The organism is Mesorhizobium sp. M2C.T.Ca.TU.002.02.1.1, assembly GCF_003997225.1.
The window spans coordinates 1-1,647 of sequence record NZ_RZTO01001091.1; the positions used below are offsets into that span (position 1 = coordinate 1).

Below are 1,647 nucleotides of genomic sequence, written 5' to 3' on the forward strand. Positions count from 1 at the left end.
CGCCTCGACCGTTTCACGCGCGCGGCCGAGCGTCAGCTTGGCCAGCGTGAACGAGATCACCGCGCAAAGCGTGATGCCCGCCACCATCGGCAGCGGCGTGCCGTCGAAGAAGATACCGGCGACGCCCATGGCGAGCGCACCGATGGCGAAGTGCAGCGTGCCCATCAGCGCCGACGCCGTGCCGGCGATCTCGCCATGCTCTTCCATCGCCAGCACCGAGGTGGTCGGGATGACCAGGCCGAGGAAGCCGTAGCCGACGAAGAGCAGCGCCGCCATCACGTCGAGCCGGTCGACGCCGGATGCCATGATCGCGAACAGCGCCACCATCACCGTGGCATAGCCGGTGACCGCCACCCAGACGACGCGCTTCAACCCGAAGCGGTCGGCGAGCATCCCGGTCAGTTGCGACATGCCGATGAAGGCGACGGCGTTGATCGAGAAGAACACGCTGTAGACCGACGGCGACAGGCCGTAATGGTCGATCAGGATGAAGGACGAGCTCGACAGATAGACGAAGAAGCTCGCGATGCCGAAGCCGGCGATCGCCACCAAGCCGAGGAAGTTGCGGTCGCCCATCAGGTAGCGGTAGCCGGCAAGCGCCGTGCCGAAGGACGAGCCGGCGCGCTCTTCGACCGGCCGCGTTTCCTTGAGCGAGGTGGCAAGCAGGATGGTCGCCAAGGCAGCCGCGCCCGTCACCGTCCAGAACACGGCGCGCCAGCCGAAGCTTTCGATGATCTGGCTGCCGGTCAGCGGCGCCAGGATCGGCGACACAGAGAACACCAGCATCAGAAGCGACATCAGCTTGGCGGCCTCGTTGCCGGTGTGCAGGTCGCGCACGATGGCGCGCGGCACCGCCATGCCGGCGCTGGCGCCGAGGCCCTGCAGGAAGCGGAAGGCGATCAGCCATTCGATGGTCGGCGCCATCGCCGAGCCGACGCCGCCGACCATGAACAGCGCGAGGCCGGCGTAGAGCGGCGCCTTGCGGCCGACCATGTCGGAGATCGGGCCGACGACGATCTGGCCGAAACCCATCGACAGGAAGAAGATCAACAGGCTCATCTGCACCGCGGCGGTGCCGGCATGCAGGTCCTGGCCGATCGAAGGCAACGCGGGGAGATACATATCGATGGCGAACGGTCCGATCGCGGACAACAAGCCGAGCACGACCGCGATGCGGAGGAATTTGGGACTCATGATAAGGCTCTTTTCGGATCTGGTTGCCGCCGCGAAATACCGGCGTCTGAACCCAGGACGTTCCATCCCGCGGAAATCCGACATCCGGGAGCGATTTACTCGTCTCATCCAGAGCGAGCTTAATCGCCCTCCGGCGCGGACTTCCCTTTGTTGTGTCCATAAATTTAGACAGTCTTGTCCAATTCGTCAATCACCGCTATATAGATTTTCATGAAGCACGGCGTTTCTCCTGACACTTTCCCGCCACGCAGCCATGAGGCCAAGCGTGTGTCGGTGGTGGATGCCGCCGCTTCTGTTTTTTGTCGGGAAGGCTATGCCGGCGCCAATATCGACCTGATCGCGGCCGAAGCCGGCGTTTCACGCCAGACCGTCTACAACCATCACGGCGACAAGGAAAAGCTCTTCGTCGCCGTCGTGCGTGACCTGACGGAGCGCTGCAATGCCGGTATCTTC

Annotated in this window: 2 protein-coding genes; one reads left to right on the forward strand and one right to left on the reverse strand. The window is 63.9% G+C overall.

Annotation, left to right across the window (positions count from 1 at the left end):
- Positions 1 to 1,194 (reverse strand): multidrug effflux MFS transporter (locus EOD07_RS33655; protein WP_127238279.1); only part of this gene is annotated, 1,194 nt, incomplete at its 3' end.
- A 210-nt stretch (positions 1,195 to 1,404) separates the two neighbouring features.
- On the opposite strand from EOD07_RS33655, the gene EOD07_RS33660 reads away from it, so the two are divergent.
- Positions 1,405 to 1,647 (forward strand): TetR/AcrR family transcriptional regulator (locus tag EOD07_RS33660; protein WP_164772806.1); only part of this gene is annotated, 243 nt, incomplete at its 3' end.